The organism is Halorubrum distributum JCM 10118 (assembly GCF_000337335.1).
Lineage (GTDB): Archaea > Halobacteriota > Halobacteria > Halobacteriales > Haloferacaceae > Halorubrum > Halorubrum distributum.
The window spans coordinates 120,230-143,561 of sequence record NZ_AOJN01000023.1 but is presented as its reverse complement, the minus strand read 5'-3'; the positions used below and the strand labels follow the sequence as shown (position 1 = coordinate 143,561).

At 68.5% G+C, this 23,332-nt stretch carries 23 protein-coding genes and 1 tRNA gene; 15 read left to right on the top strand and 9 right to left on the bottom strand.

The annotated features are described in order from the left end of the window. The first annotated feature begins 1 nt into the window (after position 1). From C466_RS04740 to C466_RS04715, 6 genes are read left to right on the top strand one after another with little or no spacing between them, the layout of a single operon-like run. Positions 2–895, top strand: a complete 894-nt coding sequence (locus C466_RS04740) for a branched-chain amino acid ABC transporter permease (protein WP_004599042.1) — start codon at positions 2–4, stop codon at positions 893–895. Beyond that, positions 892–2,073, top strand: a complete 1,182-nt coding sequence (locus C466_RS04735; protein ID WP_004599040.1) for a branched-chain amino acid ABC transporter permease — start codon at positions 892–894, stop codon at positions 2,071–2,073. Before C466_RS04740 ends, C466_RS04735 begins: the two co-directional genes overlap by 4 nt. Beyond that, positions 2,070–2,843 (top strand): ABC transporter ATP-binding protein, encoded by a 774-nt coding sequence (locus C466_RS04730; protein ID WP_004599038.1) that lies wholly within the window; start codon positions 2,070–2,072, stop codon positions 2,841–2,843. The genes C466_RS04735 and C466_RS04730 overlap by 4 nt, the downstream gene beginning before the upstream one ends. Continuing rightward, positions 2,840–3,553 (top strand): ABC transporter ATP-binding protein, encoded by a 714-nt coding sequence (locus C466_RS04725; protein WP_004599036.1) that lies wholly within the window; start codon positions 2,840–2,842, stop codon positions 3,551–3,553. The genes C466_RS04730 and C466_RS04725 overlap by 4 nt, the downstream gene beginning before the upstream one ends. After that, positions 3,546–5,195 carry a long-chain fatty acid--CoA ligase gene (locus C466_RS04720; RefSeq protein WP_004599034.1) on the top strand — a complete coding sequence of 550 codons (1,650 nt, stop codon included), beginning with the start codon at positions 3,546–3,548 and terminating at the stop codon, positions 5,193–5,195. Before C466_RS04725 ends, C466_RS04720 begins: the two co-directional genes overlap by 8 nt. Next, the gene (locus C466_RS04715; RefSeq protein WP_004599032.1) at positions 5,192–6,019 is read left to right on the top strand and encodes an SDR family NAD(P)-dependent oxidoreductase; all 828 of its coding nucleotides are present in this window, start codon (positions 5,192–5,194) and stop codon (positions 6,017–6,019) included. Before C466_RS04720 ends, C466_RS04715 begins: the two co-directional genes overlap by 4 nt. Positions 6,020–6,046: 27 nt before the next feature. On the opposite strand, the gene C466_RS04710 is transcribed toward C466_RS04715, so the two are convergent. Beyond that, positions 6,047–7,114 carry a phosphotransferase family protein gene (locus tag C466_RS04710; protein ID WP_004599030.1) on the bottom strand — a complete coding sequence of 356 codons (1,068 nt, stop codon included), beginning with the start codon at positions 7,112–7,114 and terminating at the stop codon, positions 6,047–6,049. Positions 7,115–7,313: 199 nt separating this feature from the next. Between C466_RS04710 and C466_RS04705 the strand changes: the two genes are divergently transcribed. Continuing rightward, a complete protein-coding gene (locus tag C466_RS04705; protein ID WP_004599028.1) occupies positions 7,314–8,534 on the top strand; it encodes an acyl-CoA dehydrogenase family protein in 1,221 nt (406 codons plus the stop codon). Positions 8,535–8,555: 21 nt separating this feature from the next. Here C466_RS04705 and C466_RS04700 read toward each other — a convergent pair whose 3' ends face one another. Beyond that, the gene (locus C466_RS04700; RefSeq protein ID WP_004599026.1) at positions 8,556–9,086 is read right to left on the bottom strand and encodes a winged helix-turn-helix domain-containing protein; all 531 of its coding nucleotides are present in this window, start codon (positions 9,084–9,086) and stop codon (positions 8,556–8,558) included. A gap of 244 nt (positions 9,087–9,330) precedes the next feature. Here C466_RS04700 and C466_RS04695 point away from each other — a divergent pair, with 244 nt between their 5' ends. The 5 genes from C466_RS04695 (at position 9,331) to C466_RS04675 (ending at position 13,421) form a co-directional block, all read left to right on the top strand. Then, the gene (locus tag C466_RS04695; protein WP_004599025.1) at positions 9,331–9,990 is read left to right on the top strand and encodes an ArsR/SmtB family transcription factor; all 660 of its coding nucleotides are present in this window, start codon (positions 9,331–9,333) and stop codon (positions 9,988–9,990) included. An 89-nt stretch (positions 9,991–10,079) separates the two neighbouring features. Then, on the top strand, positions 10,080–11,000 hold the full coding sequence (locus tag C466_RS04690; protein WP_049902565.1) for a DMT family transporter: 921 nt from the start codon (positions 10,080–10,082) through the stop codon (positions 10,998–11,000). A gap of 87 nt (positions 11,001–11,087) precedes the next feature. Continuing rightward, entirely contained in the window at positions 11,088–12,020 is a 933-nt protein-coding gene (locus C466_RS04685; protein WP_004599022.1) for an alpha/beta hydrolase, read from the top strand. 94 nt (positions 12,021–12,114) lie between these two features. Beyond that, positions 12,115–12,708, top strand: a complete 594-nt coding sequence (locus C466_RS04680; protein ID WP_004599020.1) for a GNAT family N-acetyltransferase — start codon at positions 12,115–12,117, stop codon at positions 12,706–12,708. A 110-nt stretch (positions 12,709–12,818) separates the two neighbouring features. Then, entirely contained in the window at positions 12,819–13,421 is a 603-nt protein-coding gene (locus tag C466_RS04675; protein ID WP_004599018.1) for a hypothetical protein, read from the top strand. A gap of 31 nt (positions 13,422–13,452) precedes the next feature. On the opposite strand, the gene C466_RS04670 is transcribed toward C466_RS04675, so the two are convergent. Both C466_RS04670 and C466_RS04665 read right to left on the bottom strand, forming a co-directional pair. Next, the gene (locus C466_RS04670; RefSeq protein ID WP_004599017.1) at positions 13,453–13,905 is read right to left on the bottom strand and encodes an RNA-binding domain-containing protein; all 453 of its coding nucleotides are present in this window, start codon (positions 13,903–13,905) and stop codon (positions 13,453–13,455) included. Beyond that, entirely contained in the window at positions 13,902–14,525 is a 624-nt protein-coding gene (locus C466_RS04665; protein ID WP_004599015.1) for an AAA family ATPase, read from the bottom strand. Before C466_RS04665 ends, C466_RS04670 begins: the two co-directional genes overlap by 4 nt. 346 nt (positions 14,526–14,871) lie before the next feature. Between C466_RS04665 and C466_RS04660 the strand changes: the two genes are divergently transcribed. The 3 genes from C466_RS04660 (at position 14,872) to C466_RS04640 (ending at position 19,129) form a co-directional block, all read left to right on the top strand. Next, a complete protein-coding gene (locus C466_RS04660; protein WP_004599013.1) occupies positions 14,872–16,167 on the top strand; it encodes a DUF1102 domain-containing protein in 1,296 nt (431 codons plus the stop codon). Beyond that, the gene (locus C466_RS15815) at positions 16,164–19,064 is read left to right on the top strand and encodes a DUF4350 domain-containing protein (RefSeq protein ID WP_004599012.1); all 2,901 of its coding nucleotides are present in this window, start codon (positions 16,164–16,166) and stop codon (positions 19,062–19,064) included. Before C466_RS04660 ends, C466_RS15815 begins: the two co-directional genes overlap by 4 nt. Then, positions 19,055–19,129: transfer RNA gene (locus tag C466_RS04640), tRNA-Arg, on the top strand. Before C466_RS15815 ends, C466_RS04640 begins: the two co-directional genes overlap by 10 nt. A gap of 159 nt (positions 19,130–19,288) precedes the next feature. On the opposite strand, the gene C466_RS16430 is transcribed toward C466_RS04640, so the two are convergent. From C466_RS16430 to C466_RS04620, 5 genes are all read right to left on the bottom strand, one after another. Continuing rightward, entirely contained in the window at positions 19,289–19,984 is a 696-nt protein-coding gene (locus C466_RS16430; RefSeq protein WP_152418600.1) for a hypothetical protein, read from the bottom strand. Positions 19,985–20,206: 222 nt separating this feature from the next. Continuing rightward, a complete protein-coding gene (moaA, locus tag C466_RS04635) occupies positions 20,207–21,211 on the bottom strand; it encodes a GTP 3',8-cyclase MoaA (protein ID WP_004599010.1) in 1,005 nt (334 codons plus the stop codon). A 115-nt stretch (positions 21,212–21,326) separates the two neighbouring features. Next, a complete protein-coding gene (locus C466_RS04630) occupies positions 21,327–22,094 on the bottom strand; it encodes an MBL fold metallo-hydrolase (protein ID WP_004599008.1) in 768 nt (255 codons plus the stop codon). Positions 22,095–22,169: 75 nt separating this feature from the next. Next, positions 22,170–22,595, bottom strand: a complete 426-nt coding sequence (locus tag C466_RS04625; protein WP_004599006.1) for a universal stress protein — start codon at positions 22,593–22,595, stop codon at positions 22,170–22,172. 87 nt (positions 22,596–22,682) lie between these two features. Next, the gene (locus C466_RS04620; protein ID WP_004599004.1) at positions 22,683–23,240 is read right to left on the bottom strand and encodes a diadenylate cyclase; all 558 of its coding nucleotides are present in this window, start codon (positions 23,238–23,240) and stop codon (positions 22,683–22,685) included. Positions 23,241–23,332: the final 92 nt, after the last annotated feature.

The window sequence follows — 23,332 nt, the reverse complement described above, 5'->3', positions numbered from 1 at the left end:
CATGAGTCTCACATCACTCGTTCCACTGATCGGTATCGCCGACGTCGTCATCGGGCTGAGCCTCGGGAGTCGGCTCTTCCTGATCGCCGTCGGTCTGAGCCTCATCTTCGGCGTGCTCGGCGTGCTCAACTTCGCGCACGGCGGGTTCTACATGCTCGGTGCGTACGTCACCCTCGCCGTCGTCTCGAACGTCGTCGACAACTTCTGGGTCGCCGCCGTGGTCGGCGCGCTCGCCGTCGGCGTCGTCGGCGCCGCGATCGAGTTCTCGGCGATCCGCCGGCTGTACGACCGGGTCGACTCGGACCTCGACCAGCTCATCGTCACGTTCGGGTTCGTGCTCGTGATCCACGAGACGGTCCGGTTCGTCTGGGGGTCGGGGTCGTACTCGATCGACCCGCCGGACGTGTTCAACTTCTCCGTGACGCTCGGCGGGAGCACGTTCAACGCGTACCGACTGGTCGTCATCGGCCTGGCCGTGGGGGTGCTCGTCGCGCTGTGGCTGTTCATCACGCGGACGTACTTCGGCTCGCTGGTCCGGGGGACCTCCTCTGACCGCGAGATGGCGGCCATGCTCGGCGTCGACGTGCCGCGGCTCTACACCGGGGTCTTCTTCCTCGGGAGCGTGTTGGCCGGGCTCGGCGGCGCGCTCTCGGCGCCGCTCCAGTCGACCAGTCCGGCGCTCGGCGACCAGGTGATAATCGACGCGTTCATCGTCGTGGTCATCGGCGGACTCGGGTCCATGAGCGGCGCCTTCGTCGGCGCGATGCTCATCGGCATGATGCAGAGCCTCGGTCCGCAGTTCATCAGCGCCGGCAGCATCGCGATCCCCTTCCTCGCGATGGTGATCGTGTTGCTGATCCGTCCAGAGGGCCTGTTCGGGGGGATCGGCGAATGAGCGCGACCGACACGGGCGGCCGGGTCAGCCGGTTCGGCTCGGCGGTCGCCGAGGGGTGGACCCGCGAGCGGTTGGGCCTCCTCGGCGCCGTCGCGCTGGTGCTCGTCGCCTTCGCGCCGCCGTTCCAGGTGTACCTGTTCACCGACTTCCTCGTCGTCGCGCTGTTCGCGCTCGGCTTCAACCTGCTGTACGGCTACACGGGCCTGCTGTCGTTCGGTCACGGCCTGTTCTACGCGGGCGGCGCGTACGGGATCGCGATCGTGTTGCGGGACCTCGGCCCGGTGATCGCCGACGTCGTCGGCGCCGGGATCTCGCCGCTCGTCACGTTCGTCCTCGGCGGCGTCGTCGGCCTCGCGCTCGTCGTCGCCCTCGCCGTGCCCGTCGGGTGGCTCAGCGTCCGGCTGGAGGAGATATACTTCGCGCTGATCACGCTCGCGTTCGGGATGTTGGGCTACTCGCTCATCATCCAGGACCCGGCGGGGCTGACGAACGGGACCGACGGGGTAATCGTCCTGCTCGGGACCGTCGACCTCGGCGGCTTCAGCCTCCGGATCGGCGGCCGTCGGATCTACTACGCCATTTCGGCCGTCACCGTGGTCGCGGCGGTGTACGGGGTGTGGCGCGTCGTCAACTCGCCGTTCGGGACCGTCTGTAAGGCGATCCGCGAGAGCCCCGACCGCGCGGCCGCGCTCGGGATCGACGTCAGCCACCACCGGTGGATGACGTTCATCGTCTCGGCGGCGGTCGTCGGAATCGCCGGCGTGTTGCGCGCGGGGCTCGCGAGCGTCGCGTCGCCCGGGCTCACGCACTGGTCGACGAGCGCGATCGCCGTCATCGCGACCGTGATCGGCGGCGCGACCTACTTCTACGGCCCGATCGTCGGCGCGTTCATCTTCCTGTACATCCGGTGGGCGATCAGCCGCTTCCCGGCGCTCGAAGCGTACTGGGAGCTGTTCTTCGGCGCGCTGCTCATCGCCGTCGTGCTGTTCTTCAAGCAGGGCGCCGTCGGCGGTCTCCTGCTGCTCCGCGACCGACTGTTCGGGGACGGAGACGCCGACGACGCGGGGAGTGGCGGTGGCGGCGCCCGCGACGACGGCGGGCAGGCGACGGCTGCGACGGACGACGGAGCCGAATCGGGCGACGACAACGCGCGCGCTGACAGAGGTGATAACTCGTGACGACCGTTCTCAAGACCGAAGACCTCCGCAAACAGTTCGGCCAACTGACCGCCGTCGACGACGTCTCCATCGAGATCGACGACGACAAGATCACCAGCATCATCGGCCCGAACGGGGCCGGAAAGACGACGTTCTACAACCTGCTGACGGGCGTGCTCGAACCCACGTCGGGGTCGATCTGGCTCCGGAGCGGAGAGGGGGACGAGCTCGCCGACGTCACCGACGCGGAGCCGCACGAGGTGGCGCAGGCGGGGCTCTCGCGCTCGTACCAGATAACGAACATCTTCGAGGGGCTCACCGTCCGCGAGAACGTGCGGGTCGCCCGGATCAGCCACGAGGGGACCCGGCTCGACTTCCGCTCGCGGGCGACCGGCGACGAGTCGGTCGAGGCCGACGTTGAGGAGCTGTTGGAGCTCACCGGGCTCACCGACATCGCGGACACGCCCTGCGACACGCTGAGCCACGGCGAGAAGCGGACCGTCGAGATCGCCTTGGCGCTCGCCATCGAGCCGAACGTTTTCCTGATGGACGAGCCGACCGCGGGGATGAACCCGACGGAGGTCACGGAGATCGTCTCGCTGATCCGCGAGCTCGACGCGGACCTCGACGCCACGTTCGTCGTGACGGAACACAACATGGACGTCGTCACCGATATCTCCGACCGGATCGTCGTGCTCGCCGAGGGGTCGATCCTCGCGGACGGGGCGCCGGAGGACGTGCTCACGGACGAACGGGTGACCGAGGCGTACCTGGGGAGTGATAGCGTATGACGATACTCACGGTCGACGACATCGACACGTACTACGGGAACAGCCACGTGCTCCACGGGGTCTCACTGGAGATCGACGAGGGCGAGGTGGTGACGCTGCTCGGGCGCAACGGCGCCGGGAAGACGACGACGATGCGGTCGATCGTCGGCGCGTCGCCGCCGCGCTCGGGGTCGATCACGTACCGCGGCGAGGAGATAGCGGGGCTGTCGTCCGACGAGATCAACGGGCGCGGAATCTCGCTCGTGCCGGAGGACCGCCGGGTGTTCCCCACGCTGACCGTTCAGGAGAACCTCCGGCTGGCCCACAACCTGGCGAGCGACCCGCGGCCGGTCGAGGAGATGTACGAGCTGTTCCCGGCGCTCGACGATCTCCGCGGCAGCAACGGGCGGAACCTCAGCGGCGGCGAACAGCAGATGGTGTCGGTCGCCCGCGCGCTCGTTCAGGCCCCCGACGTGCTGCTGCTCGACGAGCCGACCGAGGGGCTCGCGCCGGTGATCGTCGACGACTTGCGAGAGATCGTCCAGACGGTCGTCGACCAGAACGTCACCGTCCTGCTGACCGAACAGAACGTCGAGTTCGCGTTCGACCTCGCCGAGCGGGGGTACATCATGGACACCGGCGAGATCGTCTTCGACGGCACCGTCGCGGAGATCCGGGACCGCGAGGACCTCCTCGAAACGTACCTCTCCGTGGGGAGCGCCGATGCCTGAGGAGCTCACCCTCCGCCCGTTCTTCTGGCGGGCGACGCGGCTCTTCCCGGAGACGGAGGTCGTCTCGCGCACCCACGACGGGGTCGACCGCTACACCTACGCCGACTTCGGCGACCGCGTCCGGCGGCTCGCGACCGCGCTCGCCGACCTCGGCGTCGATCCCGGCGACCGCGTCGGGACGCTCGGGTGGAACACGCACCGACACCTCGAGGCGTACTACGCGGTCCCCCTCTCCGGCGCACAGCTTCACACGGTGAACCTCCTCTTACAGGAGGACAACGTCGAGTACATCATCAACGACGCCGCGGACGACGTGTTGATCGTCGACCGCGACGTGGTGGCGATCCTCGACCGCCTGTGGGACCGGATCGACGGCGTCCGCGAGGTCGTCGTCATGGACGATACGGTGCCGGAGACGGAGGCGGACCTGCCGCTGTCGGCGTTCGAGGAGCTGATCGCGGACGCCGACCCGATGGAATCGTGGCCCTCGCTCTCCGAGGACGACCCCGCCGGGATGTGTTACACCTCCGGGACGACGGGGAAGCCGAAGGGCGTCGAGTACACCCACAAGATGATCTACGCCCACGCGATGATGGTGATGACGCCCGCCGCGCTCGACATCGCCGAGGACGACGTGGTGATGCCGGTCGTCCCGATGTTCCACGTGAACTCCTGGGAGTTCCCGTACGCCGTGACGATGGCGGGCGCGAAGCAGGTGTACCCGGGGCCGTCCCCGGACCCCGCCGACCTCGTCGAGCTGATCGAGGAGGAGGGCGTGACGCTCACCGCCGGGGTCCCGACGGTGTGGATCGACGTGCTCGACCACTTGGACGAGCACGGCGGCGACCTCTCCTCGCTCGAACGCATCGTCGTCGGGGGGAGCGCCGCGCCGCGGGAAGTGATGCGCCGGTACGAGGACGAACACGACGTGACGATCGAACACGCGTGGGGGATGACCGAGACGATGAGCATCGGCTCGGTCTCGCGGCCGGCCTCCGGAACCGCGGACGGCGACCGCGAGGCGGAACTCGACAAGCGGGCGAAACAGGGGCTGCTCTCGCCCGGGCTGGAGATGCGGGTCGTCGGAGACGACGGCGAGCCGATCGCCTGGGACGGCGAGGCGTTCGGCGAGCTGCTCGTCCGGGGCCCCACGGTTGTCGGAGAGTACTACAACCGCCCGGAGGCCAACGAGACGGACTTCGTCGCGGCCGAGGACGGCGGCGCCCGGTGGCTCCGCACCGGCGACATCGTCACCGTCGACGAGGACGGGTACGTCGAGGTCGTCGACCGCGCCAAGGACGTGATCAAGTCGGGCGGCGAGTGGATCTCCAGCATCGAGCTGGAGAACGCGCTGATTGCGCACGACGACGTCGCCGAGGCCGTCGTGATCGCGGCGCCGCACGAGCGCTGGCAGGAGCGGCCGCTGGCGTTCGTCGTGCCGAAGGCGGGCCGCGAGCTCGACGTGGACGCCGTCCGGGCGTTCCTCAAGGAGGAGTTCCCGCGCTGGTGGCTCCCGGACGACGTGCGGTTCCGCGAGGAGATCCCGAAGACCGCGACCGGGAAGTTCGACAAGAAGACCCTGCGGGAGACCGTCGAGGAGCCGGAGCTCCCGTACGCCCCGGGCGAGGGGGGCGGCGAATGAGCGGCGACGACGCGCCGTCGGCCGACGGAGACGGGGCGGACGCCGCCGCCCCGACGCCGGGCGACGCCCTCCCGGACCTCTCCGGGAAGGTCGCCGTCGTCACCGGCGGCGGGCGCGGAATCGGGCGCGCCGTCACCCTCGGGCTGGTCGCGGCGGGGGCGACGGTCGTCCCCTCGGCGCGGACGGCCGCGGAGGTCGAGGCCGTCGCCGACGAGGCCCGCGACATGGGCGTCGAGGCGCGCGGGATCACCGCCGACGTGACCGACGACGACGACGTGGCCGCGCTCGTCGAGGAGACTGTCGAGGCGTTCGGCTCGCTCGACGTCCTCGTCAACAACGCCGGGTTCAACCCGGGGGACGCGCTCGGCGACCCGAGCGAGGTCGAGTCGGACGCGGTCGACGGCGTGCTCGACGTGAACCTGCGGGGCGCGTTCCGGACCCTCCGGGCCGCCGGCCCGCACCTCCGGGAGGCCGAGGGGAGCGTCGTCAACGTCGCCAGCGTGGCGGGGGAGGTCGGCCTCCCGAAACAGCATCCGTACGTCGCGTCGAAGCACGGGCTGGTCGGGCTGACGAAGAGCGCGGCGATGGACTGGGCGCCGGACGTGCGGGTGAACGCCGTCGCCCCCGGCTACGTCGCGACCGACCTGACGGAGACGCTCCAGGAGAACGAGCGGCTCCGAGAATCGATCCTGGACCGGACGCCGCTCGACCGCTTCGCCGAGCCGATGGAGATCGCCGGCCCGGTCGTCTTCCTCGCGAGCGACGCGGCGAGCTTCGTCACCGGCGAGACGCTCGCCGCGGACGGCGGCTGGACGGCGCGGTAAGTCACCGCCCGCGGCCCGACTGCGGGCCTACAATCGCTCGGTCTCGCCTTCGACGTACGCGAGCGTCCGCGCCGCGAGCTCGGGGACCTGCGACTCCATCTTCGGATACAGCGGGTCGTCGCTGTCGTCGTTCAGGTGCCGCGCGAGGAACATCTCGCCGAGCGCGGCCATCTTGTACGCCGCGAGCGCGCGGTAGAACCGCTCGTGGGCGAACTCGCGGCCCGTCACCGCCTCGTACCGGTCGATCAGTTCCGCACGGGTCGGGTACCCTTCGCGGGCGGTGAACGTCGACATCAAGTCGGGCATCGCCGGGTCCGGGTCGCCCTCGTCGTACCAGAACAGCAGCAGCCAGCCGAGGTCGGCGAGGGGGTCGCCGAGCGTCGACAGCTCCCAGTCGAAGACGGCGACGACCGCGGGCGGCGTCCCGGGCCCGTACATCACGTTGTCGAGCTTGAAGTCGCCGTGGACGAGCGTCTCCGGGTGCTCGTCGGGCACGTTGTCGGCGAGCCAGTCGCCGACGGCGACCAGGTCGGGTACCTCCCTGACCGACTCCGTCGTCCCGAAGGCCCAGTCGAGCTGGTCCGTCCAGCGCTCGACCTGCCGGCCCGTGTACCCCGCCGGGCGACCGAACTCACCGAGGCCGACCGCCTCGTAGTCGACCGCGTGGATCGCCGCCAGCGTGTCGACGAGTTCGACCCCGACCCGCTCGCGGGCGGTCGGGTCGGCGAACCGCTGCGGCTCGGCGTCGCGCAGCACGTCGCCGTCGGCGCGCTCCATGACGTAGAAGTCGCTCCCGAGCACCGCGGGGTCGTCGCAGGCGCGCAGCGTCTGGGGCACCGGGACGCCGGTGTCTCCGAGCGCGTCGACGACGCGGTGTTCGCGGAGCACGTCGTGGGCCGTGTCGGCCGTCTCGCCGGGCGGCGGCCGCCGGATGACCAGCTCGCGGTCGCCCCACGTGACGAACAGCGTCTCGTTCGAGTGCCCCTCGGCGTGTCGCTCGACGTCGAACGTGTCCACCGGCCCGAACTCGGCCGCGAGATACGTCCCGAGCGCGTCGTCGTCGACCAGCCTGTCGAGGTAGTCGGGGTCGGTCACGACCGGTCGTCCTCCGTTCGACGCGGTCCGGAGGCAACGGCGGGTGACCGATCTATGCCCGAACGGCTTTCATCGGTTGTCGCATATTCGGCTAACATTGTAAATCTATTTTTCGGTACATTGGGGATCAGTTTCCCCTCATATAGAATTTTGGGAGAATAGCCGGAACCACTATTTACATTGCTAAATAAGGAACGGTATGGAGTACGACGACATCGGACGCGGACCGGAGGTCGCCGAAGCTGTCAGGGAGTTCGTCGAGGAGACGGTGCTCCCGGTCGAGCGGGAGTGGCTCGGACGGGGGCCGATCCCGCCGGCGGAGATCGAGGCGCTGCGCGACGCCGCGCGCGACGAGGGGATCTACGCCCCGCAGGTCGACGAGGAGTACGGCGGGCTCGGGCTCGGCTTCCGCGAGATGCTCCCCGTGTTCGAGGAGGCGGGACGGAGCCTGCTCGGCCCGACCGCGCTCCGGTGTGCGGCGCCGGACGAGGGGAACATGCACACCCTCGAGATCGCGGCCACCGAGGACCAGAAGGAGCGCTGGCTCCGCCCGCTCGCGGCCGGCGAGATCGACTCCGGCTTCGCGATGACCGAGCCGATGGGAGGCGGAGGGTCGGACCCGAAGATGCTGGGGACGACCGCCGAGAAGGACGGCGACGAGTGGGTCATCGACGGCCACAAGTGGTGGACGACGGGGGGACTCGACGCCGACGTGTTCCTGACGTTCGCGCGCACCGACCAGGAGGCGCACCCGTACGCGGGCTGTTCGGTCATCCTCGTGCCCGCCGACGCCGACGGCGTCGAGATCGTCCGGAACATCCCGCACCTCGGCGAGGGGTTGGTGGGGACGACGCACGCCGAGATCCGGTTCGACGGCGTCCGGGCCCCGGTCGAGAACACGCTCGGCGAGGAAAACGAGGGGTTCACGCTGGTCCAACGGCGGCTCGGGCCGGCCCGGCTCACCCACTGTATGCGGTACGCCGGGATGGCCGACCGCGCGCTCGACATCGCGACCGCCTACCTCTCCGAGCGGGAGGGGTTCGGCGAGCCGCTCTCGGAGAAGCAGGGGCCGCGGTTCCGGATCGCCGACCGCCGGACCGAGCTCCACGCCGCCCGCACGATGGTGCGGCACGCGGCCGGCCGGATCGCCGACGGCCACGAGGCGCGGATCGAGGTGGCGATGGCGAAGACGTTCGCGGCGAACGTGGTCCAGGAGGCGATCGACGACGCGCTCCAGTTCTGCGGCGGGAACGGGATCGCCTACGACCTGCCGATCGCGCGCTTCCACGAGAACGTCCGGCAGTTCCGCATCGTCGACGGCGCCGACGAGGTCCACCGGCGGACGATCGCACGGGACGCGTTCGAGGACCCGCCGACGGAGGAGCTGGAGGCCGTCACTCGGTTCGGGGAGTTCGACTGATTCGGTGACCGATGACGACGGTCACTCGTCGTCGCCGTCCTCCTGAAACACCTCGAACAGCTCGGGGTCGGTCCCGAACTTGAGGACGTTCGTCACGACGGAGTTGCGGAGGTTGGTGATGAGCTCGCCGTACTCCTTGTAGAACTCGTGGATCCACTTCGACTCCTGTTCGCGGTCTTTGAACATCATGATGGTCTTCCACTGGTAGTCGCCGTCGGAGAGGAAGTACATGAACGTGTGGCGGCTCGACCGGATGTGTTCGAGCGCGTCCCGCCAGTTCTCTTCGAACCCCTCGGGGTTGAACTGGAACTCGAAAAGCGAGAAGAAGAGGTGTTCCTCGTTGGGGACGAGCGCCTCCCGGAACACCCCGTCCTCGCGCATCCGCCGGATCGACTCGTTGACGGTGACGTGAGAGACGTCGATGTCGTACTCCTCGTCGAGGAGGTCCCGGAGCCTGCGGGAGGTGAGCTGCGGGTCGCGCGCGAGTTCCTGTAAGATGATCGTGTCCCGCTCGGAGAGGTTCCATTCGGGACGCGGCTGTTTCTCGGGCATTCCCTCCGTAAGGGTGCGCCGTCACGGTAATCAGTATTTGGGCCGCCGCGGCGGGATCGAGATACGTCGCAGCGTGAGGCGGTCGAGCGAGCGAGCCGCACGCGCTCGGGGGCGACCGCCTCAGCGGCGGGCGAAAGCGAGCACGAACGAACCGCACCACCCGCCGTCCCGTCCTTCGATCTCCGCCCGACGCGTCCGTCTCCGGAAGCCAACCTTTTATCCGCTGAACGCTAACTACACGTTAATGGACTCCGCGGTACTGCTCGATCTCCTCGGCAACGAGAACCGGCGGCGCATCCTCCGGCTTCTCGCCACCAAGCCCTGTTACGTCACGGAGATCTCGGAGTACTTGGACGTGAGTCCGAAGGCGGTGATCGACCACCTGCGGAAGCTGGAGGAGGCCGGGGTCGTCGAGTCGACGACGGACGACCAGCGGCGGAAGTACTTCCGGATCGCGCGCAGCCTCCGGCTGGAGGTGAGCGTCTCGCCGTACGGCTTCGGCGCGAAGAGCGCCTACCCGGCGAAGAACAGCCTCGACATGTCCGGCCGCTGTCCGCACCTCTCGATCGAGGCCCCCGACGGCTCGGGCTCGACGGGCGACCTCGCGGAGCTCGCCGAGGAGTTCGCGCGACTCCAGGACCTCGACCGCGAGCTCTCGCTCGCCCAGCGGTGGGTCCAGGGCCGCGTCGAGGACGCCCTCGCCGAGATCGACGAGCGGCTCGGCGGGCAGGCCGACAGCCGCTTCTTCGCGGCCGTCATCGCCGCGGTGGTCGAGACGGACGGCACGCCCGCGGCGGTCGCCGACGAGGTCGGCGCGCGGGAGTCGACCGTTGAGGGCGCGCTCCGCCGGCTCTCCGACGTGGGCGTCGTCGCCCGCGACGCCGACGGGTACCGAGTCCGGTAGGGGCATCCGCCCGCCGTTCCCTCCCTGGCGAATCCAGCGAACGCGGCCGTTTCCGGAACCTTTTGGCGCGCCGCGGGGAGAGGGCGGACGTGAGCCGTCTCAGAAACCTCTCGCTGTTCTTGGTCCTCGCCGCCGTCTGGGGCTCGGCGTTCGTCGCGATCAAGGCGGGGCTGGCGTACGTCCCGCCGGTGCTGTTCGCGGCGCTCCGGTACGACGTGGCGGGCGTCGTCATGCTCGCCTACGCGGCGTACGCGGTCGACGACCCGATCCCCCGCGGCCGCGACGCGTGGTTGGAAGTCCTCTCCGGCGCTGTGTTCATCATCGCCGCGTACCACTCGTTCCTGTTCGTCGGCGAGACCGACCCGGCGGTGACGAGCGCCGTCGCGGCCGTCATCGTCAGCCTCTCGCCGCTCCTGACCACGGTGTTCGCGCGCGCCTTCCTCCCCGCGGAGCGGCTGACCGCGATCGGCGCGCTCGGGCTGGCGATCGGACTCGTCGGCGCGGTCGTCCTCGCGAACCCCGACCCCGCGAACCTGACCGGCGGCGGCACGGGCGCGAAGCTGCTCGTGCTGCTCGCGGCCGCCTCGTTCGCGCTCGGCTCCGTCCTCTCGCGGGCCTCCGAGGCCGACATCTCCATCGAGACGATGGAGGCGTGGTCGATGCTGCTCGGCGCCGGGCTCACCCACGTGGTCTCGCTCGCGCTCGGCGAGTCGATCGCCGGGGCGGTGTGGACGACGGAGTCGCTGCTCGCCCTGGGCTACCTCTCGGTCGTCGCGAGCGGTATCGGCTTCCTCATCTACTTCGACCTGCTCGACCGGCTCGGCCCGATCGAGATCAACCTCGTCTCCTACGTCGCGCCCGTGTTCGCCGCCGTCGTCGGCTGGCTCGTCCTCGACGAGGGGATCACCGCAACGACGGTCGCCGGCTTCCTGATCATCTGCGTCGGCTTCGCGCTGGTGAAACGCGCCGCGATCCGCGAGGAGCTGCGGGCGGCCGGACTGGTGCGGTGACCGGTCCGAACGCGCGCACGCCGAAGTCGACGACCTCCGGCGACCCCGCCGCAACCGTCTTGTCGAGGGCCCGACGAGTCTCGGGACGTGAGCGCCGACCAGATCGACCCCCAGGCGAAGCGTGCCGCGGCCCGCCAGTCGCGTATTCCCCTCCCGCACGGTCGCTACAAGCTGAAACTGCTCCGGCTCCTGACCGGCCCCCTGACGCGGCTTCAGAACCGCAACCCGCCGAGCGTCGGGGCGACCGAGTCGGTGACGGTCCCGGTGCCCGCGGGCGACAGCCAGGCGCGTCTGTACCTCCCGGACGGCGACCCCCCGTTCCCGACCGTCGTCTTCTTCCACGGCGGCGGGTTCGTCCTCGGGAGCGTCGAGACCCACGACTGGCTCTGTCGACATCTCACCCGAGAGAGCGGCTGTGCCGTCCTCTCCGTCGAGTACCGCCTCGCGCCCGAACACCCGTTCCCGGCCGCCGTCGAGGACGCCTACGCCGCGGTCGAGTGGGCGGCGGACTCGACGGAGCGGCTCCGCGGCACCGGCGACGTCGCGGTCGCGGGCGACTCCGCGGGCGGCAACCTCGCGGCCGTCACCGCCCTCATGGCCGCCGAGCGGGACGGCCCCGACATCGAGCGCCAGGCGCTTTTGTACCCCGGAATCGGAATCGACCCCGAACAGGAGTCGGTGCGCGAACACGGCGGGATCGTCCTCTCGCGGGACGACATCGAGTGGTTCTCGGAGGCCTACTACCGGAACGAGATCCACCGCCGGAACCCGTACGCCGACCCGATACACGCGGGCGACCTCTCCGGCGTCGCGCCCGCGACGGTCGTCACCGCTGGCTTCGACCCGCTTCGGGACGGCGGAACGGCGTACGCGGAGAAGCTCGTCGCGGACGGCGTCGCGACGCGCTACGAGAACTACCCGTCGATGGTCCACGGGTTCATGACGATGCAAGAGGTCGACCGGGCCCGCGACGCGATCGCGAGCGTCGGCGCCGACCTCGCGGACGCGCTCGACGACTGAGTCCCCGACGTTCGACGGGAGCCTCCGAGCTCGTCGTGCGAACGGTTCGCAGAGCGCCGGTGGGTTTTATCCGCAGGTCGTCGTCTTCGCCGGTATGTTCCCGGAGACGATCGAGACGGACCGACTCCGACTCGAGGTCGGCGGCCCCGAAAACGTCGACCTCGACGAGTGCTACCGGATCTGTTCGTCGGATCTCGGCATCGACGAGGTGACCGAGTACGTCACCTGGGACCCCCACGAGACGAAGAAAGAGACGCTGGAGTTCCTCGAACGCAACCGCGAGCTGTTCGAGGCGGACGAGGCCGCGGGATACGTGATCCGGCCCCGCGAGGGCGAGGACGGCGCGGGGGAGATAGCCGGGTTCGGCGGCTTCGAGGTCGACTGGGAGAAGCGAACCGCCGTCCTCGGCACGTGGCTGCGGAAGCGGTTCTGGGGGCGCGGCTACTCCGGCGAGCGGGCGGCCGCGCTCGTCGCGGTCGCGTTCGACGACCTCGACTTGGACGTCGTCGCCGTGAGCCACCACCCGGACAACGAGCAGTCGCGGCGCGCCATCGAGAAGTACGTCGACCGGCTCGGCGGGCGACGGGAGGGACGCCTCCGCAACGCGCTCGTCTACGCCGACGGGAGCGTCCACGACGAGGTCCGGTACACGATCTCGCAGGCGGAGTGGCGGGAGTCGACCGCCTGAACACGGGGTAGCTCCGACGGTGCGAGGCGTTTCAACCGAGTACGCCGTTGAATTACGCTGACGATCCCGACCCAACAAACACTTACGGCGCCCGAAACGACACCGAGCGCATGTCCTCGTCACCATCCGGTGGAACGACCGCGACGACCGGTTCGGATCCGAGCATCGCCAGAGAGGCGGTCGGCGGCGCGGTCGCCGGCGCCGCCGCGTACCTCGTCGGCTACCTGTCCGTCTACGTCACGCAGAGCGGCCGGATCGAGGAGGGGCTGTCGGGCCTGAACTTCCTCGCCGAGCTGTTCGGGGGGGACCCCATCTCGGCGTGGCAGGTGTCCGGCTGGATGTTCTACAACGCCCACTTCGTCGAGACCGTGTCGCCAGCGGTGTTCGGCGGCACGTCGTCGCGGAACCTCCTCATGGAGGCCGAGGGCGCGGGGTTCCTGCTACTCGTCCCGCCGGTCCTACTGCTGGTCGCGGGCCTCGTCGCGGGTCGGGTCGCCGACGCGGACAGTCCCCTCGACGGCGCCCGCTCGGGAGCGCTCGTCGCGGCCGGCTACCTCCCGCTCGCGGTCGTCGGGGCGTTCCTGTTCCGGTACGCCGTCGGCGACGGGAGCGTGGCGCCGGACATCGTTACCGCCGTCCTGCTCGCCGGCGCCGTCTACCCGGCCGTCTTCGGTGCTATCGGCGGCGCGGGCTCGTCGGCGCTGAGTAACTGAAGCGAAGGACCCGCTCGCGCCGTCTGGCGCCTCAGTACGCCTCGTCCTCGGGGTCGAACCGGTCGCCGTACTCGCGGACGGGGTCGACGGGCTGTCCCTCGTCGGTCTCGGGCGCGACGTAGTCGATGAACGACTCGACGTCCGGCTCGCGGACGCGCACGTCGACGTCGATCTCGCCGAGCTCGTCCGGCTCGCCGACCGCGAAGTTGACGACGCCCTCGAACGCCGCCTGCTTCTTCAGCGAGAAGGCGAACCCCTCGTCGGTGCTGTTCTGTCGGAAGACGCGCCGCGCGGTGTCGAGTATCTCCTGCTCGTGGAGCACGTCGGAGAAGGCGTCGAGGCTGTGCGTCTCGGAGACGAGCCGCCCGTCCTCGTGGACCGGCTCCGCGTCGGGGAAGACGTTCTCGACCGCGTCCGCGACCCGGTCGGTCACCTCCGTGTCGTTGACCGGCGTCTCGATCCGGACGTCGACGCTGTAGATCACGCGCCGTCACCTCCGGCCCCGGGCGCCTCGGCGTCGGCGGGGTCGCCGTCGGAGGAGCCAGACTCCGCGTCCGCGACGCCCAGCACCTCGCGGACGCGCTCGCGGAACGCCGCGAGGCTGTCGGTGTTGTCGATCTCCACGTCGGCCCGTTCGAGGGTGTCGCCGAGGCCGAGCTCCACCTCGCGCTCGTCGCGCTCGCGGAGCGCCGCCATGTCGGAGTCGGAGTGGTCGCGGCCGCGCTCGCCCAGCCGCTCGGCGCGCAGCTCGAACGGCGCGCGGATCGCGACGAGGGTGAAGTCGTCGCCGAACGCCTCGCGGAAGCGTTCGAGCTCGACGGTCGAGCGGAGGCCGTCGACGAGGACGGTGTCGTCGCGGTCGCTCTCGGCCGCGGCCTCCCGAATCCGGGGGAGCGTCCGGGCGGCGATGGCGTCGTCGCCCTCCTCCTCGCGGAGCGTGCCGGCCATCCGACCGTGGTGTTGCGCCGGATCGAGGCCGCGGCGGCGACACTCGGCGCGGACCACGTCGCCCATGACGACGACGGGGATGCCAGCCGCCTCGGCCACGTTCGCCGCCTCCCCCTTCCCGCTGCCGGGGAGGCCGACGGTTCCGATGACGTTCATTATCGGCGGATACTCCGCTCGCGGACTTATGTCTGCTGTTGAGAGGCGCCGCCCGCCGGCGGAGGTTAGTCTGCTCTCCGCACGGGACGGACCGCGGGGGCACTCGGCCCTCGACTGCGGAGCGTTTCGGAGCGCTCCGGAACGCTCCGTAGTGGGGGAGATCATTCCGGACGACTAGTATAAAATTATTTAAATTAGCCGTCTGACGGGGCGTTCGTGGCTGACGTGTGACAGTACGACTCGTACTTCCCCTCGCGCTCGCCCTCCGCTTTCTGGAATCTCGCGCCTCGCGGTTCCGTTCGGACGGTGGAGAGTCGCGACGGCGCGCGCCGGCCGCGGACGATTCATGCGACGACGAACACTCATCACGGGAGCGGCGGCCGGCGGTATCGGCGGGATAACACTCATCGGGACGGGCGCGTTCGACACGGCGAGCGCCGAGCGGACCGCGACGGTGAACTTCGCGGACGACGAGGACGCGTACCTCGGCCTGGTCTCGAAGAGCGCGTACGCGACGACGGACGGCGACGGCGAGCTCGCGCTCGCGTTCGGGGACGTCTCGGGCGTGGGCGACGGGATCGGGCGCAACTCGCAGTTCTTCTTCGACGAGGTGTTCGCGATCGCCAATCAGGGGACCGAGACGGTCTCGATCACCGCGACGAGCGACACCGGCTCGTTCGACGGCGAGTTCCGGCTCTACCCGACGGGCGACCGCGACGGGGTCCTCGACGACCCCGACAACGCGGTGGTCTTGGAGACCGGCGACGAGCAGTCGGTCGGGACCTACGTGGAGACGGGCGACGTCGACGTCACCGAGGACCTCGACATCGACATCACCATCGAGGCGGCCTTCGAGGAGGGCGACGACGAGCCGGACGACCCCACGCCGGAGCCGCCCGAGACGATCGACATGGCGGAGTTCTACTCGACGTCGAGCCTCACGGACGCCGACGGGAACCCGCTCGACGACGACTCGGTCGTCGCGGTCCGCGCGGAGCCGACGGCGGAGAACGGAAATCCAGAGGACGACGACGGGTTCGTCTCGTATCCGGACGACGCCGAAATTCCGCTGGCGGCGGCCGACGGCAGCATCGTCGGGTTCGGGTCCGGGCTCGGCCCGAACGCCAGCGGCGTCGACGATAATCGGACGCTCATCGTGAACGCCTGGGAGGTCACGCTCGACGGGACCGGCACGGTGTTGTACGACGAGACGCACGGCCAGGAACGGACGCTCGCAGGCGACTTCTCGGATCTCGAGTCCGTGGCCGAAGGACGCGAATTCAACGTTCAGGCGCTCGAGAGCGACTTCGTCGACTCGCTCGACGACGCCGATGCGGTGATGATCGCGACCACTAACGGCGACGTCGCGGACTTCGGCGGCTTCTCGGAGGGGGAGCGGTCCGCGCTCGCAGACTTCGTCGACGACGGCGGTGCGGTGTTCCTCCACGGGACCGCATCGTACGACGGCACTTCCAACGGTGAATTGAATGAGATACTCGAGGAACTCGACCCCGCGTTCCGATTTAACTTCGACGAAGTGACTGACGAGGAAAACAGCGGCTTCGCGCCGTACGTACCGCAAACGAGCAACTTCAACGACGACGAGTTTCCCGACTTCTTCCTCGCGGAGGGTGAACTATGAAGCGCCGCAGCGTCATCATCGGCCTCGGCGCGACCGCGGCCGGCGGCGGAGCGATCGCCACGGGCGCGTTCGACACGGCGAGCGCCGAGCGGGACGCGACGGTCGCGCTCGCGGACGACGCGAGCTCGCTGCTGTCGCTCACCCCACTCGACGACGAGTTCGCGTTCGTCGACGACTCCGGCGAGCTCGCCCTGGTCTTCGACGAGGTGGAGGGCGGCGGCACCGGGTTCGGCTCGGGCACCGTCTACGAGGTCGGCGAGGTGTTCCAGGTGAGCAACCAGGGCACCGAGGACCTCGGGCTGTTCGCGACGGTCGACGACGGCGCGATCGGCGACGCCGAGTTCGCGCTCACCGTCGACGGCGAGGAGCTCGGCCCCGACCCGACAGTCGAACTCGACGTCGGCGAGGCGGTCGCGGTCGGCGTCGAGGTCGACGCGGGCGACGATCCGACCGACGGCGAGGTGTCGATCACCGTCGGCGTCGGCGACGGACCGATCGAGGACCCGGGCGACGGCCCCGGCGACGCGCCGACCGAGTTCGTCGACCAGTTGGTGTTCGACTCGACCGCGAGCCTGCTGGCCGAAGACGACGGCTACCTGCCGAGCGAGGCGATCGCGGTCGCGGCCGAGTCGACCGCGCAGTCCGTCGACGCGGACGGCAACGGCGACGCCACGACCTACCCGGACGACGAGCCGCTGCCGCTGATGGCGGTCGACCAGAACCTTCCCGTGGTCGCGTTCGGCTTCCCGTTCGGGCAAGACGACGGCGTCACGTTCGGCGAGTACGGGAACGAGGAGGTGCTGTTGAACGTCCTCGACGAGTACGCCGACTCGGAGACGGTGCTGTGGGACGAGGGCCACGGGCAGTTCTACGACCTCGCCAGTCACTCCGGGTTCGAGGGATACGCGGGGGAGAACGGCTACGACGTGGCGGCGACGACCGACCTCGAGACCGACCTGCTCGGCCCGGCCAGCGCGATCGTGATCACGTCGCCGTCGGAGTCGTTCACTCCGGACGAACTCGGCGCACTCGACGACTTCGCCGACGCGGGCGGGCTGATCGTGTTGATGGACCAGTCGGACTTCAACAACTTCGACCAGACGGACAACCTCAACGCGGTGGCGAGCGGGATCGACACGCAGATCCGGTTCAACGACAATCAGGTGATCGACCCCGAGAACAACACCGGCGCCCAGTTCGTTCCGACGACGAGCGACCTCGATACCGAGAACTACCCCGGGCTGTTCGCCGACCGCGAGGGGCTCGGACTCGAACTCGACCCGACCGAGGAGTACGAGGTCGAGGTCGTCAGCGTCGCCGACGGCGACACGGCCGACGTGGCGTTCGACTCCGGGATCGAGGACACGGTGCGGATCCTCGGCATCGACACCCCGGAGACCGGCGATACCGAGGAGCGGCTTCAGGAGTACGAGGGGATCGACGACGGTCCGGCGCTCAAGACCAAGGGCGACGAGGCGACCGACTACGCAGAATCCCAGCTCGAAGTCGGGAGCACGGTCACCCTGTCGTTCGACGAGAACGAGGGGCTCCGCGGCAACTTTAACCGCCTGCTCGGCTTCCTCGAACTCCCGGACGGCAGCGTCTACAACGCGAAGGCGATCGAGGACGGCTGGGCCCGGGTGTACGACTCCGGGCTGGCGAACCACGACGCGTACTGGGACCTCGAACGCGCCGCCCGCGACGCCGGCGACGGGATCTGGGAGATCTCCGACGTCGCGGACACGCCCCCCATGGGCGACGAGCCGGTCGACGAGCTGTTCGTTCCGTTCGCCTCCTCGGTCGCGACCGCGAACGGAGACATCGCGGGCGACCGCGTGCCCGTCAGTTCCGAGGGCGGCGACCCGCTCGTCGGCGTCGACGAGGCGAGCAACGTCGCGCTGCTGGGCGGACCGCTCCCCGCCGAGAGCTTCGAGAGCGACGAGGACGGTCCCGGAACAGAGCCGTACGGGAACTACGTCTTCCTCGCGAACCTGATCGACGCCGTCTCGGCCGACGGCCGCGAGGGGAGCGTCGTCATCGACGGCGGGCACGGCCAGTTCGCGGCCGACTACGCGCTCTCCGCGGAGGACGCCGCCTACTTCCAGCGCTACCTCGAAGGGTTCGCGATCGAGTTCGACGGCAAGAACGACTTCGACGACGACACCGGGCGCGACCTCGCCGAGGCCCGCGCGGTGATCGTCACCGCGCCCGACGACGAACTCGGGAGCGACGAGGTCGCCGCCATCGAGGACTTCCGCGACGACGGCGGCGCCGTCATCCTCGCCGGCGCCGGAGCGGAGGACGCGGCCGACGCCCGCGACAACCTCGACGCGCTCGCCGCCGACCTCGGCTCCGACCTGCGGACCGGCGATGCGGTGACCGACGAGGAGAACAACCTCGGCGGGCCGGAGAATCCGACGACGACGAACTTCGACACCGACTTCGACCTGTTCGGCGCCTACGGCGACGGCGACGACGGCGGGGACGGCGGGTCGAGCGTCGACCTCGCGGTCGACGAACTCGTCGCCGACCCCGAGGGCGACCAGACCGAAGACGAGTACGTCAGCTTCGTGAATCAGGGCGACGAGACGGTCGACCTCGACGGGTGCGTCGTCGACGACGAGGTCGACAACAGCTACACGTTCTCCGGGATCAGCGTCGATCCGGGCACGACGATCACGCTGTACACCGGCAGCGGCAACGACACCGACGACACGGTGTACTGGGGCGCGGGTCGCCGGTCTGGAACAACGGCGGCGACACCGTGTTCGTCACGGATCCGGACGGGAACACCGTCGTCGAGTACAGCTACTGAACGCGGTCGACTCGGGCAATTCCCGACGCGAACCGCGGGCGTTTTTAGACGCGGGGAATCAGGAGTTGATGAGGGCACGTAGCTCAGCCCGGATAGAGCGTCGGACTTCTAATCCGATGGTCGTGGGTTCGAATCCCACCGTGCCCGCTATCTGCGAGCGAAGCGAGCAGTAGCGGCACAGGGATTCGAATCCTATCAGTCGCGCGCAGCGAACGCAGTGAGCGAGCACGTCTGATTTTGGTTCGAATCCCACCGTGCTCGTTTGTTCTCTCCGCCACTCACAAGCATAAATCACCTACTGTCCCGCTAAGCCACCAAATCACCAAATCGATGTTTCAATTCTATACCATGTAGGTTTTCATGTAAGATATTGACTGCTTTCACTCCCCGATCAACATCAGTTGGTATATCAATATCATCGACAAAGACATTCTCAGAGTCGTGGACCAATGAACTTCGCATGTCGTAAGTCCGTCTTATTTCCCCCTTTTCTCCGTCAGATATGTTGCCTGTAATATGAAGTAACCACTCTCGCTCTTTTTGTGACTTCCTCTCCACTCGTCTTCGGACAGATTTACTCTTCTTGGATGGCTCTACTACTTTTTCCATGACCAATTCAACACTTAGTGACTCAATCATCTGGCCCGCAATACTGAAGAATTCTCTCAGTTCCTCTCTTTTCAAGAACGCATTGAGTCCTTCTGCTGTTACTGTTGAGTCAGGCGGTAACTCACTTTCATATTCGTACTCAAAAACAGGTCCTGATTTGATTTCCTTTTCTAACCGAAAGAGTTTGAGCATCTTCGCGTCAAACTCAGTGGCCCCTTCAGATATGTGTGGCATCAAAAACTCGAATGCCTCCTCAATCCCGATAGCATCCTGATCTCCTTCGACTGTTTGCTTCTCCAATACTTGCCTATCAAACTCTCCTGCCCACTCGACAAAATCCACGATCATCGCAGATTCTTCCGGTGAGAGGTCTTCTGCCGTCCACTCGTCCATATCGTTAAATTCAGCCTACGATATTTTTCCTTTTCCCCGATCAGTCTCTTGGAGTTTGTATTCAGCTGTTGTTTCTGGTACAGATTGATTTGGTTGACAATCAACACTCACCCTGCGTATTAAGCGCCGAAAATACCGGTCATAAAGTCGACTCCGTTCAATGCTTTCGAACAGTTCAAAAGCAATGATTCGGACAGCGACGCGCTCCCAATAAAAATAGACTCAGTCCGCCGCGGGCGGCGTCCCGAGGTACTTCTCGTTCAGTTCGTACTCGCCGTCCTCGCCCTCGACGAGGTACTCGCCGTAGTAGGGCACGCGGTTCGCCACCACTTCCTCGAAGGTCTCCGCGATCTCCTCGCGGGTCATCTCGCCCATCGAGCGGAGGTCGTCGTTGCGGTTGAGACAGCCCTTCAGGTAGCCCTCGTGGGTGACGCGGACGCGGCCGCAGTTGGCGCAGAACTCCTCGTTCTCGACGGGGTCGACGATCTCGACCATGCCGCCCGTCTCGTCGTCGCTCTCCTCGCCGACGAAGTACCGCTTCCGGTCGTGCATCTCGCGGTGCTCGACGCGGTCGGCCTTCTCCGCGAGCCAGTCGTGGACGCGCCCGATGTCGACGTTCCACTCGGGCTTGCCGGTCAGCTCCGGCATGTACTGGATGAGCTGGAGCTGGAGCCCCTGGTTGTCGGCGACGTGATCGACCATCTCCTCGACGTAGCCCGCGGTGTGCGTGAACACGACCATGTTGAGCTTCACGGGGTCGAGCCCGGCGTCGACTGCGGCTTTGACCCCCTCCAAGACCTTCTCGTAGGCCCCGGACTTCGTCACCTCCGCGAAGTCGTCCGGGTCGAGCGCGTCCTGCGAGACGTTGACGCGGTCGAGCCCGGCGGCCTTCAGGTCCTCGGCGCGCCCGGGGAGGAACGTGCCGTTCGTCGTCATCGAGACCTCCATCGAGTCGGGCGTGCGCTCGATGATCTCTTCGAGGTCCTGCCGGAGCATCGGCTCGCCGCCGGTGAACTTCACGGCGTCGACGCCGTACCCCTCGACGACCTCCAGGAAGCGCACCACGTCGTCGGCGGTCATCTCCTCGTCGCTCGGCTCCATCGGCCCGCGCGTGTCCCCGAGCCCCTCGTTGTGACAGTAGACGCAGTCGAAGTTACACCGGTCGGTGAGCGAGATCCGCACCCCCGTCACCTCCCGTCCGAAGTCGTCCGCGAGTGGGCCGGCCATACGAGTCCGGAGCGACTACGCGCGCTTAAATATCCGGGTTGAACGTGTGGGTGCGTAACACTCAGCGGTTACGTCGCGGCCGTGACTGCGGCGACCGTCGGTTACGAGTCCGGGTTCAGAGCGACAGGCGGAGCCCGTCGGTCGCGGTCCGCACTTCGCCGTCGAACCCCGCGTCGCGGACCCCCTGTTCCATCTCGCGCTCGCGGCCGCCGGTGTGCGGGTAGAGGTGCGAGAGGAGGAGCGTCCCGATCTCCGCGCCCGCGAGCGACTCGCCGAGGCTCGTCGGCCGCGGGTGGTTCGACACGTCGACGTCGTCCGGGAACGAGCAGTCGTGAACCAACAGCTCCGCGCCGTCCGCGAACGACGCCATCCCCGCGAACGCCTCGGTGTCGCCGGAGAGCGCGAGCGGCCCGTCGCTGGCCTCGGCGTCCGAACTCGGCGGCGAGAACCGGTAGGCGAACCCGTTCATCGAGTGGCGCGTCTCGCGCGCGGTCACGTCGAACCCGCCGGCGCTGAACGAGCGCGACGCCGACACCTCGCGGACCGCCAGGTCGATCCGCCCGTCGAGGTAGTCGTGGACGTCGAGCAGGCCGTCGACGAGCGACTTCGTCCCCGCGGGGCCGACGACTTCGAGGTGTTCCTCGCCGGCGAGCCAGCGCGCCTTGAGGAGCGGGAGCAGCGCCGCGACGTGGTCGAGGTGGTGATGGGTCAACAGGACCGTCGAGACGCCCTCGTAGCCCGCGTCCGTCCCGGCGAGCCGCTGGAGGACGCCGCTGCCGCAGTCGACGAGCAGCGACCGGTCGCCGTCGTCGAGGAGGTAGCCGGCCTGCGCGCGGTCGGGGACCGGCATCGCGCTGCCGGACCCGAGCACCGTGAGTTCCATGTCGACCGGTCGCGTCCGGATCCACCTAACTGGCTCGGACGAGCCGGGACCGCGGCCGACGATCGGGGCGTTTCGCTATTTGATGAGGAACACCGGCACCGACGCGTCGTCGGCGACGCGGTCGGAGACGCTCCCGAGCGACTGGATCCGCTCGCGCGGCGACTTCCCCTCCGGGCTCATCACGATCACGTCGATGCCGAACTCGTCGGCGTACTCGACGATCTCCGTGTCCGGCGTCCCGTGCGCGATGTGGGTCTCGACGTCGAGGCCGGCCTCGCTCGCCGCGTCGGCGACCGCGTCGACCGCGGCCTCGCCCTGCGATTCGAGATCTGCGACGACCTCCTCGTGGAGGTCGCCCGAGTTGGCGGTCGTCACCCGCTGGTCGACGACGTACAGCGCGTGGAGCGTCGCGTCGTGGTCCGTCGCGAGCCGTATCGCGTGGTCGAGCGCGCGGTCGACGGCCTCGCTTCCGTCGGTCGGCACCAGGATCTCGTCGTACATGCGTCGACGTTCGCCCGGCCCGGGCTTAACGGTGGGGCCTCGGTATCGGCGTCCGGGAGCGCCGCGCGCGAGGCGAAGCGGGGAGCGCTACTCGCCCCGCCAGCGGCCGCCGATCTCCTCGCGCCGCATGCTGTTCGCTTCGCCGTCGCGGAAGACGCTGACGCGCCCGGTCTCCTCGCTCAGGGTCACCGTCGCGACGACCTCGGGCCGGACGGAGGTCTCGATCGCGCTCATATGTCGCGACCCCATCCACGGCTCGTAGCTCACGTCGTCGACGAGGTCGGCCTCCTCGTCGCGGGTGCCGAGGTCGCGGAACCGGACCATCTGGCTCTCGATCTCGCCGTCGACGGCGACGACGACGCCGCCGTCCTGCGCGACGCTCACCGACTCGGCGGCGGCCGCGAGCGCGTCGCCGTCGAAGACGGAAGGGGCGGTGTCTCGCGGCCAGCAGTTGTCGCCCATCGGGTCAGCGTACGCGCCGTAGTCGCTGTCGCCGATGACGGCGAAGTAGAGCCCCGGCCCCTTCACGTGCGGCTCCTCCCACCCGTCGAAGGAGACGCTGACGTGCTCGGCGCAGTATGTCAGCCGGTCGACGACCTCGCGCACCCGATCGTGGTCGCCGTAGTCGATGGCGAGGTCGCTCATCGCTGTCTGTCCTCCAGGGGTCGTCCGCCGCGATTGCCGCCGTCGGTCACGAGCGAGCAAACGCGATCCCGGTATATAAGCCGGCCGAGTCG